Here is a 15,018-nt window from a genome sequence, read left to right on the forward strand (position 1 = left end):
CTTGGGATGGGTTCAGGCAGGGGACTGGATAACTTCGGTCAGAACCGCACTGCCTGAAGGGATTTTGCTACAATCATAAAAGCCCTCCTACGGCTTGCTGGTTCTGGTACGCCGCGCGATGCGGTCTAGTGAGAGGCTGGACATCGACCCAAGCGGGACTCGTTGTGGCTGCTTCCTTCCGGACCTGACCAGGTTGGCGAGGCGCTCGCCCGCGCCAACCTCTCGACTGTCGATATAGCCAGGCTGGTAGGGAAAGGCAACCCGTCAGAGCCGCAGCCCGAGGCGCAAAAAGCCGTCTTGATCCATGCCCAGCAGCTCGGGCTGATACCTTGCAAGCTCATCAAGGTAGTGTTCTGCGCCCGGTCCGGTGCGCAGGATCGCCTGCGTTTCCTGCAGGGGCGAAAACCTCCACGAAGGCGGCGCGTTTTCCAGCGGGTCGGAGGGTAGTCGCCCGGTGAGATAGTCGCGCAGGATGTCCTGAATGCGTAGAGATGGGATAGAGATCTTGTCAGCACCTGAAAGCGCTGCGAAATGACCTCCACCTGCGGCGCGATAGTTGTTCAGGGCCACCACAAAGCGTTGATCGTCCGTCACCGGGGTGCCATTCAGCCTCAGGTCGTGAATCCGGTGATGGGCAGGGTCCGTCAGGGTGCCATCGGGGTGAAACCGCGCCGGGGCGGACAGGTCGATCTTGTACTCCGCCCCGTGCAACACATCGAAATTATATCCTGCACGGTCGCGGTCTACCAGCTCGGTCCCGTGGTTGCCGGGAGTGAGTTGGTGGAATAGCACAGCGGACATCTCGAGCCAGTCCCGGAGCTGCGCACCGGTTACGATGCGCGCGCGCAACTCGTTGGGAAAGACATGCAGATCGGCCACGTGTCGCAGAGAGATCTGCCCCGCGGGCACCTGGGTATAATGCCGGGGGCCCGCCCGCCCGCCGAATTTCGATGGGGCCGTAGCCGAAAGCAGCGGCAGCTCTGCCTCTGATCTGCCCGACAGATAGGGGCGCAGTGCAGCGGCCTGAGCGGCGGCTACCAGCGCCAGCCCTCGGTCGGGTGCACAGAAGCTGAAATAGCTGTGCAGGGGGTGTTCGATCTGGCCCACCGGCTGCCCCATCCGGGCACGGGTCGCGGCGTGTGCTGGGGCGAGCAACTCTGTTAGTTCAGGGTCCTCGGGTGTTGTCGGAATCGCGTCGCCGCTGGCATCTCGCTCAAAGATCGGGCGCAACTCGGCTCTGCGCTCGGTGATCTGCCATCCTCCCTGCCCATCGGCCGCCAATGTCAGGTCGATCACGCCCAGATGGGACCCGGATGCACCCGGCATCACCATCGGTTTTCCATGCACTAGCCCGTGTCTGGCTTCCACGCCTCTCAGCCCCTCGTGCTCCACACCGGGAAGAAGCAGGTGGGTGTGTCCGGCCACGACAGCGTCAATACCCTCCAAATAGGCAAGCGGTATCGCGGCGTTCTCCATGTTGGTCCGCGCGGTGCCATCGTCCAACCCAGTGTGCGCCAGCGCGACGATCAGATCACATCCCTGTCCGCGCAGTTTATGCACTGCCTGTTCAGCAGCGCTCAAAATGTCCGAGGCGTCCGCCTGGCCTTCAAGCACATGCGCTTCCCATTCCATCGTCTGCGGCGGCAGGACCGAGAACAGGCCGATTCGCAATTGATAGGTTTCTTCGCCAGCGGCGACGGTTCGCGTCAGGATTGCCGCGGCCCGCCATGAGGTAGAGCCTCTTAGTCGGAGCAGGTTCGAACACAGCACCGGGCAAGGTGCTTGCGTAAGAATTCGGTCCAGCGCGTCCAGTCCAAAGTTGAAGTCGTGGTTTCCCAAACCGATGGCATCGTATCCCAAATGGTCAAAGGTCTGCATCAGCGGGTGCGAGACATCACTTTCCTCAGCCGCCCACTCACCCAGTGGCGTTCCCTGCAGGGAATCGCCATTGTCCACCAAAAGAGTACTTGTACCCGACGCATTGGCCTCGGCACGGGCCGCGCGGATGAGGCTTGCGGTGCGGGTCAGCCCTACGGTCGGCTCTGATCTGTCCGCGTAATAGTCGAAGCTGAGCAGATTCATATGCAGGTCGGACGTCGCCAGCAGCCGCAGCCGGGCGGTGGTGCCTTGGGCAGGTTGGTCCCGTTCTTGAGACGCGTCGCCGCCACCGGTGGATAACAATGCCATCTATACCAAATCGTTTGGGTTTCTTTTTATGGTTGTTCTAAATGAATTCAAAACGCTGAAAAAGTGAACTCATGCAAAATGTGTTGTGAAAATTCTGCGGTTTAACGCTGAATCAGTGAAACGACCGGGCATTGATTGCCATTGCACCGCCGCGCGGGCCATGGCAGCCCTGTGCCGAATGGCAAAGGGAAGCAAGGAATGAAGCGGGCAGAGCAGGTCACTTTCGGCGGGTCCGGGCTGAACCGGGCAGCGCATCTTCGGGGCGATGCCGCGGCCCTGGCTGCCGCAAGGGCGCATCCAAAGGCCGCCTGTCTGTTGCTCTGGCGCGGCAAACCGCTGGTGCAGGGCGAGCGGCTGGATCGACTGTCTCTGGTACCGATGACCCATCCGCTGGTGCAATCCGGGCCGGGCGGTGCTGCCGACGGGCCGGTTCTGCTGGGTCTGGCTCAGGATGAGGCACCACTTTTTGCCGCCGACATCTCGGCGTGGCAACCCGAAGGGCAGGACCTCTCAGGCCTGGGCAATTTCGTCGACCCGACCGAACAGCAGCACCCGGATCTGCCCGCAAGCCATGTCTTTGCTGAGCTTCGCCGCATCATGTCCCGGCTCAGCCCGCGCGATGCGGAGCTTGCGGCCAGCGCCAAGGCTGTCATCGGCTGGCATGAAACACACCGATTCTGCGCACGCTGCGGCGCGCAAAGCGAGATGGTTCAGGCGGGTTGGCAGCGCAGTTGCCCCACCTGCGGCGGTCAGCATTTCCCGCGCACCGACCCGGTGGTGATCATGCTGATCACACATGGCGATTCGGTGCTGATGGGCCGCTCGCCCGGATGGCCCGAGGGCATGTACTCGCTTCTGGCGGGTTTCGTTGAACCCGGAGAGACGCTGGAAGCCGCGGTGCGCCGCGAGGTGATGGAAGAGGCCGGCGTGCGTGTGGGGCAAGTGGACTACCTCGCCAGCCAGCCATGGCCCTTCCCGGCGTCGCTGATGTTCGGCTGCGCGGGCAAGGCGCTGTCCCGTGATATTCGGATCGACCCGGTCGAGATCGAAGATGCGCTTTGGGTTGGCAAGGGCGAGATGATGCAGGTATTTGCGGGCGAGCATCCGAATCTGCTGCCTGCCCGGAAAGGGGCCATCGCCCATTTTCTCTTGCAGAACTGGCTTGCGGATACATTGGATTAAATCGACAGTGACCCGGATAACGAAACGCGCAGGGAATAGATGCATTTTTCTGGCAGGGAAGATATCGAGGCACCTATCGCGGCGGTGTTTGGTATGCTTTCGGAGTTTGAGCGGTTCGAACGTCTGGCAATCCGGCGCGGTGTCGAGGTAACGAGGTCAGCGGGATCGGTCGCGTCACCGGTTGGGGTGACATGGGATACGGTTCTCAGGATCCGGGGAAAATACCGCGAGATGCAGGTTGTGCTCGAACACTACGAGCCCCCGCACCTGATGCGCTTTCAGGCCACAAGCAAGGGCGTGGACGCATTCACGGGGATCGAACTGCTGGCATTGTCTGCCAGCCGAACCCGTTTGATCTTTGACCTCAAGCTCACGCCAAAGACGCTGCCGGCACGTCTGTTTCTGCAATCTCTAAAGCTAGCGCGGGCGCGGCTGAAAAGGCAGTTCGAGCTCAGGCTGGCCGAGTTGGCAAGGGATCTGGAAGAGCGTCACTCCCGGTCTTCGGCTTAGCCGGAAAGTCCGGCGGGAAAGCCGCTTGCAAGCGGCTTGAAACGCGGTTTTCAACCGCGTTAAGGCGTTTCCAAACGCCTTGCATCGCCCCGATCAGTCGTCTTAGCTGCGCGACCGGGCTGCGGGATAGACGCCGAGAATCTCGACATTGGTGGTGAAATGCTCCAGCTCGTCCATGGCCAGCTGAACGTTCTTGTCCTCCGGGTGTCCGACGATATCGGCATAGAATTGGGTCGCGGTGAAGGACCCGTCGACCATGTAGCTTTCCAGCTTGACCATGTTCACGCCGTTGGTCGCGAACCCGCCCATCGCCTTGTAGAGAGCGGCAGGGATGTTGCGCACCTGAAACACGAAGCTGGTGATCATTTCATGATCGCCGCGGCGTGATTCGTCCATCTCGCGGGACATGACCAGAAAGCGGGTGGTATTGTCGCCCCGATCTTCGATATGCCGGGCTAACACGTCGAGCCCGTATATCTCGGCTGCCAGTTCGCTGGCCAGCGCCGCATGGCCCTTATCTCCACGCTCGGCGACTTCACGCGCGGCGCGGGCATTGTCCGGGCTGACCCGCCCACGGATGTTGTGTTGGCGCAGAAATCCCTGGCACTGGGGCAGCAGGACCAGATGGGAATGCGCCTCGGCAATGTCCTCCAGCCGCGCACCGGGCACCGCAAGAAGGTTGATATGCACACGCACAAAGGCCTCGTCGATGATATGCAGCCCGCTATGGGGCAGCAGCCGGTGGATGTCGGCCACGCGGCCATAGGTCGAGTTCTCGACCGGTAGCATCGCCAGATCGGCATCGCCTGACCGCACCGCCTCGATCACGTCCTCGAAGGTGCGGCAAGGCAAAGCATCCATATCGGGCCGCGCATTGCGGCAGGCCTCGTGACTGTAGGCGCCGGGCTCTCCCTGAAAGGCGATACGGTTGGTCATTTGGTCGTTTCCGTGCAACAAGTTCATCAATTGGGCGTTTGGTCGCGGTGTCTATACCTTGCCTCTTGCAAGGGGAAGCCTTAGACAGCCGCGCAGACAGCTGAAATGGACTCGCGATCAATGTTTGACACGATGACAGTTACCAAGGCCGCCGCTGGCCTGTTTGGCGCCTTCCTGGCGCTGCTTCTGGCAAAATGGGCGGCCGAAGCCCTCTATCACGTGGATAGCCACGGAGAGGCTTCGTACATTATCGAAACCGAGGGGTCGGCTGACGAGATCAGTGAGGCCGAGGAAGTCAGCTTTGACGAGATGATGATGGCCGCGGACGTCGAAAAAGGCGCCAGAGTGTTCAAGAAATGCGCAGCCTGCCACAAGCTGGAAGACGGCGCAAACGGCACCGGGCCCTATCTGTATGGCGTTGTCGGTCGCCCGGTAGCCTCGGCTGCTGGCTTTGGCGCCTATTCGGGCGCGCTGCAGGACAAGGGCGGCGACTGGACCCCGGAAGCGCTGGATGCCTTCCTGGCCAAGCCGAGCGCGGATGTTCCGGGCACATCCATGAGCTTTGCCGGTCTCAAGAAGGCGGCAGACCGGGTGAACGTGATCGCCTATCTGGATAGCCTGGACGACTGATCAGGTTGGCTCCTGCGTCAAGACAAAGCCGCTGTGGAAACGCAGCGGCTTTTTTTGTTTTCCGGGCGCTTGAAGCTATCTTCACGAAGCGTTCACATATTCTAAACTTGAATCTCGCCCGGCTGGACCTTTAGCTAACGGCCACAAGATCAAGAATGACACGAACCGCAGGAGAGGCCGTTATGACGAACAGACAGTTCCCTGATATCGGATTTGATATCGACCGGAGGACGGCACTGCAGTTCCTTGGGGCCGGAGCGATGGCTGCCGCGACAAATTCTGTCACCGGTCTGGCCAGCGCTGCAGGCGACGATGAGATCATCATCTCGCACGGTTACTCATATTTCGGTGACCTGAAATATCCCGCTGGCTACCCTCATTTCGACTACGTGAATCCGAATGCTCCGGTTGGAGGCGAGATTTCAGTCAGCACGCGCGGCACCTTTGACGGTATGAACCGGTTCAACTGGCAGGGCAAAGCGGGTCTCTTTTCCGGCCTTATCGCAGAAGGCATGTTCGGGGATGGCCCATTCGGGACGGCAACCCCGGCAGATTCAATCACGGACGCCTATGGTCTGATTGCCGAAACCGTCGAGTACCCAAAAAGCAAGCGGTGGTGTGTATTCCACATGCGCCCCGAAGCGCGTTTTGCCGATGGTACACCGCTAACGGCGCAAGATGCCGCGTTCACTCACGACCTGTTCCTTGAACAGGGCATCCGTAGCTATGCGCGCGCAGTGAAGGAGCGAATCGAAGGGTATGAAATCATCGACGATCACACTCTGAAGTATAACTTCGTCGATGGAATCTCTCGACGGTCGCTCATCTCGCAAGTTGGCGGAACTCCTGTTTTTTCAAAGACTTGGTACGAAGAAACCGGAGAAAGGCTCGACAAGCAAAGCCTGAAAACGCCGATGGGCAGTGGTCCTTACGTGGTCGATGATTTCGAGATCAACAGATACATCGTCTACAAGCGAAATCCCGACTATTGGGGTTGGCACCTGCCGATCAACAAGGGGCGCCACAATTTCGAGCGGGTAAGGGTCGAATATTTCGCTGACGATGCAGCCGAGTTTGAGGCTTTCAAGGCCGGTATCTACACCTTCAGGGCAGAAGGCAGCACCAAGAAATGGGCAACAGGATATGATTTTCCTGCCGTGCATAAGGGGGAGGTCAAGCTCGAAACCATCGCGGATCAGAACCCGCCGATCCCGACAGGATTCGTGTTCAACTTCCTGCGCGACCCGTTCAAGGACAAACGCGTTCGTGAAGCGCTGAGTCTGGCGTTCAATTTTGAGTGGACCTCGGCGTCGCTGCAATATGGGCTGACCAAGCAGCGCCATTCCTTTGCGGAAAACTCCGAAGTCGAGGCCAAGGGCGTACCAGAGGGCTTGGAAAAGGCGTTCCTGGAAAGCCTTGGTGATCTTGTTCCGGCCGAGATGTTTTCCGAAGAGGCCGTTCTGGCACACACGTCCAACGCCGACCGGCAAACGGATCGTCGGAATAAGCGTAAGGCGCTGAAACTTCTTGCCGAAGCGGGTTGGGAAGTAGGTGCGGGAGGTAAGCTGCGCAATGCGTCCGGCGAACCCATGCGGTTCAAGATTATGCAATCGGCAGCGTCTTCGGACACAGCGCAAGCAATCATCACAACCTATGTTTCAAACCTTGCCAGCTTTGGGATCAGCGCCGAGGCGGAAAAAGTCGACACCGCGCAATATACGCAGCGTTACTACGACAAAGATTGGGACATGATCTTCTTCCGCAATCAACCGTTTCAGATTGCGTCTACCGGTTTGAAGCAATCATACGGATCGGAAACTGCCGTAGTGTCGTCTTATAACCCGCAGTCCCTGCAAGATCCGCTTGTCGATGCGATCATCGAGGCCGCATTGCTGACCGAGTCGCGCGAAGAAGAAATAGCGTCGCTGAAAGCGCTGGATCGTACATTGCGTTACTTGCGTATTCAGATTCCTGCTGGATACGTCGCAGACAATTGGGTCGCGTATTACGACATGTACGAACATCCGGAAGAGTTACCGCCGCTCGGGGTCGGGTATCTGGATTTCTGGTGGTTCAACGAAGACAAATACAAGGCGCTCAAAGCTGCCGGCGCACTGAGGTAACGAAGCCTTGGGAGCATATATTCTAAGACGACTGCTGCTGGTCATCCCGACACTTCTCGGGATCATGGTGGTCAACTTCACTCTGGTACAGTTCGTGCCGGGTGGGCCAATCGAGCAAATCCTTGCCCAAATGCAAGGTGAAGGGGACGTTTTTGCGGGTTTCGCTGGTGGCGAAAGCGCACCCACTGAAGAGACGTTTGGGTCCGACAGCGAATACCTCGGCGCACGGGGGTTGCCCAAAGAGTTTATCGAGGAACTTGAAAAAGAATTCGGGTTCGACAAACCGCCGCTGCAGCGGTTCCTGAGCATGATGGGCAACTATCTGACTCTGGATTTCGGGCAGAGCTATTTTCGCTCGATTAGCGTTATCGATCTGGTTCTGGAGAAGATGCCGGTTTCGATCTCGCTTGGCTTGTGGTCGACACTGATCGCTTACCTGGTTTCGATTCCAATGGGCATTCGTAAGGCGATCAAGGATGGATCGACCTTTGACACCTGGACCAGCGGGACAATCATCGTCGCCTATGCGATTCCCGGCTTTTTGTTCGCGATTCTCCTACTGGTGCTTTTTGCGGGCGGGTCCTACTGGCAGATCTTCCCGCTGCGGGGCCTGACCTCGGACAATTGGGATAACCTCAGCCTCGGCGGCAAGATCGTCGATTACTTCTGGCACATCACCCTGCCGGTGGTTGCCTCGACCATTTCCGCCTTTGCAACCCTGACACTGCTGACCAAGAACTCATTTCTGGACGAGATCAAGAAACACTATGTGATGACCGCGCGGGCCAAGGGTCTGAGCGAAAGCAAGGTGCTTTATGGCCATGTGTTCCGCAACGCCATGCTGATCGTGATCGCGGGCTTTCCGGCGGTGTTCATCGGCGTCTTCTTCTCGGGCTCGATCATCATCGAGACGATCTTCTCGCTCGACGGTTTGGGTCGTCTGGGGTTCGAGGCCGCTGTGGCGCGGGATTATCCGGTGATCTTCGGCACGCTTTTCATCTTCGGCCTGATGAGCCTTGTGGTCGGCATCATCAGCGACCTGATGTATGTGCTGGTCGATCCGCGCATCGATTTCGAAAAGCGGGAGGGGTAGATGGCGCTGTCACCGCTCAACCAGCGCCGCTGGCGCAACTTCCGCCGCAATGGCCGGGCCTACTGGTCGCTGATCATCTTCACCGTGTTGTTCGGCCTGTCGCTCTTTGCCGAGTTTCTGGCCAACGATAAACCGATCCTGATCAACTATCGGGGTGATTACTTCACGCCCATCTTCAAGGTCTATCCCGAGACCGCGTTCGGCGGAGACTTCCAGACCGAGGCGATTTACCGCGACCCCGAGGTGCGGTGTCTTATCGCAAGCGGCGGGCAGGAGGAATGCTTCGATGATCCCGATGGCGTTTTGGAGAAGATCGAGGCCGGAACCTACGCCGCACAGGGTTTCGAACGGGGCTGGGCCATCTGGCCGCTGATCCCATATTCTTACAACACCTCTGTCGATCGCCCCGGTGCGGCGCCGCTGCCGCCCAATTCCCAGAACTGGCTGGGAACGGATGACACCAAACGCGACGTGCTGGCACGGGTGATCTACGGCTTCCGCCTGTCGATCCTGTTCACGCTGTTTGTCACCGGTGTGGCCAGCCTGATCGGCATCTTCGCTGGTGCCATTCAGGGCTATTTCGGCGGCTGGCTGGATCTGATCTTTCAGCGCATTATCGAGATCTGGTCGGCCACCCCATCGCTTTATGTCATCATCATCATGTTCGCCATTCTGGGCCGAAGTTTCTGGCTGCTGGTGGCGCTGATGATCCTGTTCTCGTGGACGGGCCTTGTCGGCGTGGTCCGGGCCGAATTCCTGCGGGCGCGCAATCTGGAATATGTGCGTGCCGCCAAGGCGCTGGGCGTGGGCAACAAGACCATCATGTTCCGTCACATGCTGCCCAACGCGATGGTGGCGACGCTGACATTCATGCCGTTCATCGTGACCGGCACCATCGGCGGTCTGGCGTCGCTGGATTTCCTCGGCTTCGGCCTGCCCTCCTCGGCCCCGTCGCTGGGCGAACTGACCCTGCAGGCGAAACAGAACCTGCAGGCGCCGTGGTTGGCCTTCACCGCGTTCTTCACCTTTGCCATCATGCTGTCGCTGCTGGTCTTCATCTTCGAAGGCGTGCGCGATGCGTTCGATCCCAGAAAGACTTTCTCATGAGCCTGCTGGACGTAAAGAACCTGAATGTGTCCTTCCGGCAGGATGGGCAGGTCACATCGGCGGTCAAGGGCGTGTCGTTCGCCGTGGATAGAGGCGAGACAGTGGCGCTGGTAGGCGAATCCGGGTCCGGAAAGTCGGTAACCGCACTTTCCACCGTGTCACTGCTGGGCGAAAGCGCCGAGATCGAGGGCTCGGTCACCTATGACGGGCAAGAGATGATCGGCGCCTCGGAACAGCGGCTGATGGACGTGCGCGGCAACGACATCAGCTTCATCTTTCAGGAACCGATGACCTCGCTCAACCCGCTGCACACGATCCAGAAACAGATGGCGGAATCGCTGTCCCTGCATCAGGGCCTGACCGGCAAGGCCGCGCGCGACCGGATTGTCGAACTGTTGGACAAGGTGGGCATCCGCGACGCGCGTGAGCGGCTGGACAGCTATCCGCACCAGCTTTCGGGCGGGCAGCGCCAGCGTGTGATGATCGCCATGGCGCTGGCCAACAAGCCCGACATCCTGATCGCGGACGAGCCGACGACAGCGCTCGATGTGACCATTCAGGCGCAAATTCTCGAGCTGCTGGCTGAGTTGCAGAAGGCCGAGAACATGGGGATGCTGTTCATCACTCATGATCTGGGCATTGTGCGGCGCATCGCTGATCGGGTTTGCGTGATGAAGGATGGCGAGATTGTCGAGACCGGCCCGACCGCCGAGATCTTCGACAACCCGCAGCACCCTTACACGCAGAAACTGCTGGCAGCGGAACCTTCGGGTTCACCCGATCCGGTGGCGCCGGATGCCGAAGAGATCGCGCGAACCGACAAACTCAAGGTCTGGTTCCCGATCCAGCGCGGGTTTCTCAAACGCACCGTGGGCCATGTAAAGGCGGTCAACGATGCCACCATCACCGTGCGCGCAGGCGAGACGCTGGGGATTGTTGGCGAATCCGGCTCAGGCAAGACCACGATGGCGCTGGCGCTGATGCGGCTGATTTCGTCCGAGGGCGAAATCACCTTTCGCGGGCAGGATGTGCGCGACTGGTCCACGCGCGAGTTGCGGCGGCTGCGCAAGGACATGCAGATCGTGTTCCAGGACCCGTTCGGCTCGCTCAGCCCGCGCATGACCTGCATGCAGATCATTGCCGAGGGGCTGGCCATCCACAAAGTCGACCCACACCGCGCCCCGCGTGAGCTGGTGGCCGAGGTGATGACCGAAGTGGGGCTCGACCCGGCAGCGATGGACCGCTACCCGCACGAGTTCTCGGGTGGTCAGCGCCAGCGGATCGCGATTGCGCGGGCGATGGTGCTGCGGCCCAAGCTGCTGGTGCTGGACGAGCCCACAAGTGCGCTGGACATGACGGTGCAGGTACAGATCGTCGATTTGCTGCGGGATTTGCAGCGCAAATACGGACTGGCCTATCTGTTCATCTCACACGATCTGAAAGTGGTGCGGGCGATGTCGCATCAGGTGATCGTGATGCGGCAGGGCGATGTGGTCGAGATGGGCGCCGCCGACGACCTGTTCGAAAACGCACGGACCGACTACACTCGCGAACTGGTCGCAGCGGCCGGGTAGGGGCCAAGCCGCTTGGAAGCGGCTTAACGCGGTTCGAAAACCGCGTTGCAAGGCGTTTGCAAACGCCTTGGCCCCTGAATAACCCGCGTAAGGGCAGTAGAGCTCAGGCGCTCTCCACCTTCTCGCGCGCCGATTTCGGCACCTGGCCACGCAGCTCCTCGTAATGATCAAAGTTCAGCTTCACCCATCCCGTTCCGCGCGTCGCGCTGGCAAGCGTGCGGTGCAGCTCGTCTTCGGCCACTGCCGGCAGCAGCGCGTTGAAGATCTCCCAACCCGAGGCATTTGGATTGCCCTCGAACCCCAGCACCTGTCCCTGCAGCGAACTGATCGTGGGCACCAGATCCCCCACGTAGACCGAGGGCAGATGGATCTCGGCATGCAGGATCGGCTGCAGAACCACCGGTTTCGCCTCCGGCAGCGCTTCGCGCACGGCATTCTTACCCGCTGTGCGGAACGCATAATCCGAGCTGTCCACCGCATGGTGCTTGCCGTCCTTGAGCGTCACCTTGACGTCCACAACCGGAAAGCCCTCGGGCCCCTCCACCAGCGCGTCCTCGGCCCCGTGCTCAACGGCGGGGATGTAGTTCTTGGGCACCGCGCCGCCCTTGACCACCTCATCGAACTGGAACCCTGCGCCGCGTGGCATCGGCTCGACCGAGATCACCACATCGGCGAATTGCCCTGCGCCGCCCGACTGCTTGCGGTGGCGGTGGCGGTGCTCGATCGGTTTCTGGATGGTTTCGCGATAGGCGGTTTCGACCGGTTCGGTCTGGACCTCGATACCGAAATCCTCGTCCAGTTTGGCGACCAGCCGCCGCATGTGCTGCGGGCCCTGGGTGCCCAAGACCGCATGGCCGCTGCCCTCGGCATGGCCGACCTGCAGGCCGGGGTCGATTTCGCCAAGGCGGGCCAGCGCATTGGACAGACGCACATCGTCGCGCTCATGCGCGGGCGACACGCTCTGCCGGTGGCCCGAGGGATGCGGGCTTGCCCATTCCGGCAGCGGGGTCGCCGATTTGCTGTCATAGAGGAATCCGGGGTTGAGGTGATCCGACTTCACCGCCAGCCCGATCTGACCCGCTTCGAGCGTGGGGATCTGGGTCTTGGCATCCAGCGTGGTCAGGCTGCCCACGGTTTCACCACCCAGAGCCTCATGCGCCTGTACGCCTTTGCCCAAGCCGCGCAGCACGGTGATTTTGCCGATATGCTTCTTCACATCGGCAAACCCGGCAATGGCGCGGGCGCCTTCCTCGGCCTCGTCGCGGCCCGCGGCTATGTCGAACTCGGGGGCCTCGTGGCGCAGCGCCTTCATCAGCCGGGTCAGCCCGTTGCCATGGCTGGCCGCACCCAGACAGGCGGGGATCAACTGGTGGTTCTGCAACACTTGCGCCGCCAGATCGTAAATCTCGGCGCTGGGCGGCTGCTTGTCCTCGATCAGCTGCTCCAGCAGGTTGTCGTCGAAATCCGACAGGGTTTCGAGCAGTTCGGCCCGCGCCTCCTGCTCGCGTTCTTCGACCGCCTGTGGCAGTTCGATCAGGGCCGAGGGCTGCCCCTCCTGATATTTCCATGCGCGTTCCGAGATCAGGTCCACTGCGCCGACGATCTGATCGCCATCGCGGATCGGCACCTGCCGCAGGGCGATGTGGTGGGTGCAGTAGGTCTGCATCCCCGCGATGATGTCGCGGATACGGCCGTTGGGATGGTCCATCCGGTTGATGAACAGAAAACAGGGAATGCCCGCCTCTTCCACCAGCCGCAGATAAGGCGCGCAGAGCACGGCGGTGTCCGGGTCGGGCGGAACCACCACGACGGCGGCATCCGAAATGGCCATCGCTGGCCCGCCATAGGCCAGACAATCTCCGCCCCCGTCCACGTCGATCGCGCACCACGGCTCGCCCAAGTAAGAAAAACCGTGCAAGTGCACGGTCCCGGATACGTCGAATGTGGTGGGCCTGCCGTCGAGGCGGCTAATAGCCTCGACGAGAGTAGATTTGCCCGATTGGGTCGGGCCGAGGACGGTGAAGACGCGCATGAGTGCTGTCCCTCTCTCAGGTTGCAGTTTGCTGCACGATGAGAGTGTCGCGAACGCACAAGCGTTAGCGGCGTCTGTCCGTATGGTGCCTGCCTCAGGTGCGCGGGGCGGGGGTTTGCCTCGGCCTGTCGAGTGTGGGAAATCCGGGCGGCTGGCGTCAAGCCCCTGCGCAGAGAAACGGCGGACCTTTTCCTGCGGCCCGCCGCCCAAATGTGTTTTTCGCCCGGATCAGATGGCCGAGCTGTGGCCCGCCTTGCTCAGGTCATAAGCGTCGAAACTGCGGGCGATCATGCGGGTCAGCGGACGGGCCTCGGGTGGGATGAACAGCCCGTTGTCGCTGATGCGTAAAAGGCCGGGAAAGGCGCGGTCGGCGTCGGCAAACATCTCGTTCAGCGTGGATGGCGTGACGTCGTAGTCGCGCAGGGTCTCGCCCCGGTCGATCCGGAAATCGCACATCAGCGCCTCGATCAGGCGCGACCGCAGGATGTCCTGCCCTTTGAACAGATGCCCGCGCGAAGTTGAGAACTGGCCGTCGCGAATGGCCTTGGTGTGGACAGACGTCGCGGGTGCGTTTTGCGCATAACCTTGCGGGAAGCGCGAGATCGAACTGGCGCCAACGCCGATCAGAACCTCGGCCTGATCGTCGGTATAGCCCTGGAAGTTTCGCTTGAGCCGCCCGGCTTTCAGCGCCTGGGTCAGCCCGTCCTCCTGCGTGGCAAAGTGGTCGATGCCGATCTCGGCATAATTGTCCCACATGAACAGCTTCCGGGCGGTTTCGAACAGGTCCAGCCGTTCTTCCGGGGTCGGCAACGCGTCCGAGGGGATCAGTTGTTGCCGTTTGGCCATCCACGGCACATGCGCGTATCCATAAAGCGCCACCCGGTCGGGATTGAGCGACAGCAGTTTCTGCACGCTTTCGGTCATCCGCGCCTTGGTCTGGTGCGGCAGGCCATACAGGATATCGGCGTTCAGACTGTGGATGCCGCGGGCGCGAATCATGTCGGCGGCCTTGCGGGTGACGTCGTAGCTCTGGATGCGCCCGATGGTTTTTTGGATCTCGCCGTCGAAATCCTGCACCCCGATCGAGGCGCGGTTCATCCCCGCCTCGGAGAGTGCGTCCAGCCGCGCCTCGTCGATCTCGTTCGGGTCGATCTCGACCGAGAATTCGGCCTTGGGGCCCAACGGCACGATATCCAGAATCCGCCCCGCCAGATCCCGCATCAGGTCCGGTTGCAGCAGCGTGGGCGTGCCGCCGCCCCAATGCAGCCGCGACAGGGTAACCCCCTCGGGCAGGCGTGCGGCCAGTAGGTCCAGCTCGGCCTTCAGCGTGTCCACATAGGCGATGACCGGATTGTCGGTCTGGGTGCCTTGGGTGCGGCAGGCGCAGAACCAGCACAGCCGCCGACAGAACGGCACATGGATATAAAGCGAGACGGAACTGCCCGGCTGAATGCCGGAAATCCACTCGCCAAACATGTCAGCCCCCACGTCATTGCTGAAATGGGGGGCGGTCGGGTAGCTCGTATAGCGCGGAACTTTCGCGTCAAAAAGTCCGAGCCGGGCCAATTGAGATTTCGCTATCATGCAATTACCGTTATGTGACGCCTGAAACGGATGCCTTGACCGAGATCAAGTGGATGATCG

The 15,018-nt window shown here is 60.7% G+C and carries 11 protein-coding genes and 1 other RNA gene; 7 read left to right on the plus strand and 5 right to left on the minus strand.

The window, feature by feature from the left end:
• Positions 1-126 precede the first annotated feature (126 nt).
• Both ffs and AB3N21_RS09715 read right to left on the minus strand, forming a co-directional pair.
• Positions 127-225: signal recognition particle sRNA small type (ffs, locus tag AB3N21_RS09710), an RNA gene on the minus strand.
• Positions 226-264: 39 nt separating this feature from the next.
• The gene (locus AB3N21_RS09715) at positions 265-2,187 is read right to left on the minus strand and encodes a bifunctional 2',3'-cyclic-nucleotide 2'-phosphodiesterase/3'-nucleotidase (protein ID WP_367935040.1); all 1,923 of its coding nucleotides are present in this window, start codon (positions 2,185-2,187) and stop codon (positions 265-267) included.
• A 198-nt stretch (positions 2,188-2,385) separates the two neighbouring features.
• On the opposite strand from AB3N21_RS09715, the gene nudC reads away from it, so the two are divergent.
• Together nudC and AB3N21_RS09725 are read left to right on the plus strand one after the other, a co-directional pair.
• A complete protein-coding gene (gene nudC / locus AB3N21_RS09720; protein WP_367935041.1) occupies positions 2,386-3,369 on the plus strand; it encodes an NAD(+) diphosphatase in 984 nt (327 codons plus the stop codon).
• Positions 3,370-3,408: 39 nt separating this feature from the next.
• Positions 3,409-3,879, plus strand: coding sequence for an SRPBCC family protein (locus AB3N21_RS09725; RefSeq protein WP_367935042.1), 471 nt, complete (start codon positions 3,409-3,411; stop codon positions 3,877-3,879).
• A 102-nt stretch (positions 3,880-3,981) separates the two neighbouring features.
• Here the strand turns inward: AB3N21_RS09725 and AB3N21_RS09730 are convergent, their stop codons facing one another.
• A complete protein-coding gene (locus AB3N21_RS09730) occupies positions 3,982-4,815 on the minus strand; it encodes a prephenate dehydratase (protein WP_367935043.1) in 834 nt (277 codons plus the stop codon).
• A gap of 120 nt (positions 4,816-4,935) precedes the next feature.
• Here AB3N21_RS09730 and AB3N21_RS09735 point away from each other — a divergent pair, with 120 nt between their 5' ends.
• From AB3N21_RS09735 to AB3N21_RS09755, 5 genes are all read left to right on the plus strand, one after another.
• Positions 4,936-5,445, plus strand: coding sequence for a cytochrome c family protein (locus AB3N21_RS09735; RefSeq protein WP_171177546.1), 510 nt, complete (start codon positions 4,936-4,938; stop codon positions 5,443-5,445).
• A 182-nt stretch (positions 5,446-5,627) separates the two neighbouring features.
• Positions 5,628-7,568 (plus strand): extracellular solute-binding protein, encoded by a 1,941-nt coding sequence (locus AB3N21_RS09740; protein ID WP_367935044.1) that lies wholly within the window; start codon positions 5,628-5,630, stop codon positions 7,566-7,568.
• Positions 7,569-7,575: 7 nt separating this feature from the next.
• Complete coding sequence (locus AB3N21_RS09745) at positions 7,576-8,661, plus strand: microcin C ABC transporter permease YejB (protein ID WP_171177548.1); 1,086 nt, start codon at positions 7,576-7,578, stop codon at positions 8,659-8,661.
• Positions 8,662-9,768 (plus strand): ABC transporter permease, encoded by a 1,107-nt coding sequence (locus tag AB3N21_RS09750; protein ID WP_367935045.1) that lies wholly within the window; start codon positions 8,662-8,664, stop codon positions 9,766-9,768. It abuts the gene before it with no gap.
• Entirely contained in the window at positions 9,765-11,342 is a 1,578-nt protein-coding gene (locus tag AB3N21_RS09755) for an ABC transporter ATP-binding protein (protein WP_367935046.1), read from the plus strand. Before AB3N21_RS09750 ends, AB3N21_RS09755 begins: the two co-directional genes overlap by 4 nt.
• A 103-nt stretch (positions 11,343-11,445) precedes the next feature.
• Here the strand turns inward: AB3N21_RS09755 and AB3N21_RS09760 are convergent, their stop codons facing one another.
• Both AB3N21_RS09760 and hemN read right to left on the minus strand, forming a co-directional pair.
• Positions 11,446-13,374, minus strand: coding sequence for an elongation factor G (locus AB3N21_RS09760; protein WP_367935047.1), 1,929 nt, complete (start codon positions 13,372-13,374; stop codon positions 11,446-11,448).
• A 228-nt stretch (positions 13,375-13,602) separates the two neighbouring features.
• Positions 13,603-14,958, minus strand: a complete 1,356-nt coding sequence (gene hemN, locus AB3N21_RS09765) for an oxygen-independent coproporphyrinogen III oxidase (protein ID WP_367935048.1) — start codon at positions 14,956-14,958, stop codon at positions 13,603-13,605.
• Positions 14,959-15,018 lie beyond the last annotated feature (60 nt).

It is taken from the genome of Ruegeria sp., assembly GCF_040830605.1.
In the GTDB taxonomy this organism is placed as follows: domain Bacteria; phylum Pseudomonadota; class Alphaproteobacteria; order Rhodobacterales; family Rhodobacteraceae; genus Ruegeria.

Excerpts from the sequence above, each read along its gene's own strand:
- AB3N21_RS09715 (WP_367935040.1), bottom strand. The coding sequence starts at position 2,187 with ATGGCATTGTTATCCACCGGTGGCGGCGACGCGTCTCAAGAACGGGAC.
- nudC (WP_367935041.1), top strand. The coding sequence starts at position 2,386 with ATGAAGCGGGCAGAGCAGGTCACTTTCGGCGGGTCCGGGCTGAACCGG.
- AB3N21_RS09725 (WP_367935042.1), top strand. The coding sequence starts at position 3,409 with ATGCATTTTTCTGGCAGGGAAGATATCGAGGCACCTATCGCGGCGGTG.
- AB3N21_RS09730 (WP_367935043.1), bottom strand. The coding sequence starts at position 4,815 with ATGACCAACCGTATCGCCTTTCAGGGAGAGCCCGGCGCCTACAGTCAC.
- AB3N21_RS09735 (WP_171177546.1), top strand. The coding sequence starts at position 4,936 with ATGTTTGACACGATGACAGTTACCAAGGCCGCCGCTGGCCTGTTTGGC.
- AB3N21_RS09740 (WP_367935044.1), top strand. The coding sequence starts at position 5,628 with ATGACGAACAGACAGTTCCCTGATATCGGATTTGATATCGACCGGAGG.
- AB3N21_RS09750 (WP_367935045.1), top strand. The coding sequence starts at position 8,662 with ATGGCGCTGTCACCGCTCAACCAGCGCCGCTGGCGCAACTTCCGCCGC.
- AB3N21_RS09755 (WP_367935046.1), top strand. The coding sequence starts at position 9,765 with ATGAGCCTGCTGGACGTAAAGAACCTGAATGTGTCCTTCCGGCAGGAT.
- AB3N21_RS09760 (WP_367935047.1), bottom strand. The coding sequence starts at position 13,374 with ATGCGCGTCTTCACCGTCCTCGGCCCGACCCAATCGGGCAAATCTACT.
- hemN (WP_367935048.1), bottom strand. The coding sequence starts at position 14,958 with ATGATAGCGAAATCTCAATTGGCCCGGCTCGGACTTTTTGACGCGAAA.